At 77.4% G+C, this 2514-nt stretch carries 1 protein-coding gene; it reads left to right on the top strand.

Going from position 1 to position 2514, the window contains the following annotated elements:
* Positions 1-365 precede the first annotated feature (365 nt).
* The gene (locus ACFU6K_RS36585) at positions 366-2417 is read left to right on the top strand and encodes an NB-ARC domain-containing protein (protein WP_380670591.1); all 2052 of its coding nucleotides are present in this window, start codon (positions 366-368) and stop codon (positions 2415-2417) included.
* Positions 2418-2514: the final 97 nt, after the last annotated feature.

Below are 2514 nucleotides of genomic sequence, written 5' to 3'. Positions count from 1 at the left end.
AGCCGCCCGCGGGCCCGGGGGCCGGTGGTGTGCGGGGCGGGGGCGCGGGTGCCGGCCAGCGCGGCGACGCCGCCGGCGACCAGGCCGAGCGCGGCGGCCACGGCGAGTGCGGCGCGGCGCCTGAAGGGAGGACGTGCGGTGTGCTGTGGGGGAAGAGCGCGTTCCATCGGAAACCTTTCCAGGACACGGCAGTGGGGGAGGCGGGCCTGCTCACGCCGGGTGTGGGGGTGGCGTGGCGGCCGAACGGGCCGTCGGCGGCGGGTGGTTGCCGAAGGCCCTCACTGGTATAGACCTGTCAGGGAGGGCGGTCAACCCCAAAGAGGTCAAAGCGCACCCGGTCGGCTGACAGGCCCTAGAGTTGACGGGTGGCCAAGGAGAACACGAACCGCGTGGACGGGCAGGTGCGCGCCGGCGCCATCATCCAGGCGCACACCATCGAGCAGCTGAACCTGACCCAGCAGGCGCCGCCCGCCGTGCCCTGGCAGCTGCCGCCCGAACCGCGCCACTTCGCGGACCGCACCGGCGAGCAGGAGCGGGTCCTCGCCGCCACGTCCGAGACGCCGGAGGCCGGCGGCCCGCTGGTGGTCGCCCTCAGCGGCATGGGCGGCATCGGCAAGACCGCCCTCGGCTTCCAGCTCGCCCGCTCCCTGCGCAGGCACGGCCGCTGCCCGGACGGCATCCTCCACCTCGATCTCGACGACCTGCGGCGGGACGGCACCGTCGAGCTGGCCGACGCCCTCGGCGAGCTGACCCGCGGCCTCGACCCCGACGCGGCGCTCCCGCCCGGCTACGCCGACCGGCGCCGGCGCTACTGGACCGCCAGCCAGGACAAGCGCCTGGTGCTCGTCCTCGACAACGCCCGCAGCGGCGCCGAGGTGCTGCCGTTGCTGCCCTCCTCGGCCGGCGGCGTCGTCATCGTCACCAGCCACGGCCGCCTCCACGACCTCGACGGCGCCCGCGCCGTCGAACTGCCGCTCGGCCCGCTCGGCGGTGAGGACGCCACCGGCCTGCTGCGCGCCACCGTCTCCGACCCCCGGCTCGCCGCCGACCCCGAGGCCGCCGCCGAACTCGCCCGCCGCTGCGCCGGACTGCCCGCGGCGCTGCACGTCGCCGGGCGCTGGGTCAGCCGGTACCGCAACCGCGAACTGAGCAGGCTCATCGACGAGTTGACCGTCGAGCTGGACCGGGAAGGGGTGCCCGTGGTGGAGGCCGTCTGGGACGCCGCGTACGCCGCCCTGCCGCCCGGAGCGGCCCGGCTCTACCGGCTGCTGCCGCACCACCCGGGGCCGGTGGTCACGGTCGGGGCCGCCGCCGCTCTGCTGGGCGGCGGTGCGGAGGCCGCCGCGGACGCGCTGGACGAGCTGGACGATGCGGGGCTGCTGCTCCCGAGACCGGACGGGCGGGGGCTGCACGACCTGATCCGCGGGCACGCGGCGCGGCGGGCGGACGCCGCCGGAGACGACGCCCCGGCCGCCCGGCGCCGACTGGTCCGCTGGTACCGGCGGCAGGCCGCCCGCGCGGACCTGACCGCGGCCGGACCCCGCCTGGTGGTGGCCCGGCCGCCGGTCGAGGAGCCGGGGCTCGCCGAGGCGCCCGACGTGCCGTTCGCCTCCCGCCTCGACGCCCTGCACTGGCTGGAGCGGGAACACCTCGCCCTCTACGGCTGCGTGCGGATCGCGTACGAGGACGGCCTGGACGCCGACGCCGTCGCCCTGTGCGAACCGCTCTGGACGCACTTCCTCGACCACCAGCACTACGCCGACGTGATCGACGCCTTCGGCCTCGGCGTGGCCGGCGCCGACCGCTCCGAGGACCCGCTCGCCGTCGTCCGGATGCGCTGCCAGCTCGCCCGCCCGCTCTGGGAGCAGCGCCGGTACGCCGAGGCCGCCGAGCAGCTGCGGATCGCCGTGGGGCGGGCCCGGCTGCTCGGCTCCTCCGAGCAGGAGCGCAAACTCCGGGCCTCCGCCGTCGAGTTCCGCGGCAAGCTGGCCTCCGTCCAGGGTGACTGGGCCGCCGCCGTCCCCGACTTCGAGGCGGCCCGGGTCGAGCACCTCGCGATCGGGAACCGCTACGGGGCGATGCTCCAGACCTACCTGCTCGGTCGCGCGGCCCTCGCCCTCGGCGACCCCGGCCGCGCCGTCGCCCTGCTGAGCGAGGCGCACCGGGAGGCCACCGAGCTCGGCCGCGAGCGCATGACCTCGCGGACCGGGTTCGAACTCGCCACCGCGCTGCGGGCGGCCGGGCGGCCGACGGAGGCCGCGCCGCTGTACCTGGCCGCCCTCGACGGCGCCCGCGCCCGGCGGTCGGCCGCCGACGAGCTGCGGGTGCTGGACGCGCTGGCGGACTTCCACCAGGAACTCGGCGAGGGCGACGCGGCGGCCGGCTACCGGGCGGAGGCGGATCGGCTGCGGGGGTAGTCGACCCCGTCGGGCCTTGGGCCAGCCCTCCCGGGGGTAGAGCGCGGCGGCGGAGACCTCGGTGCCGGCCGGCACGGCGCGGACGGCCGTCCCGGTG

It is taken from the genome of Kitasatospora sp. NPDC057512 (assembly GCF_042802135.1).
Taxonomy (GTDB): domain Bacteria; phylum Actinomycetota; class Actinomycetes; order Streptomycetales; family Streptomycetaceae; genus Kitasatospora.
This window is presented reverse-complemented; position numbering and strand designations above follow the sequence as displayed.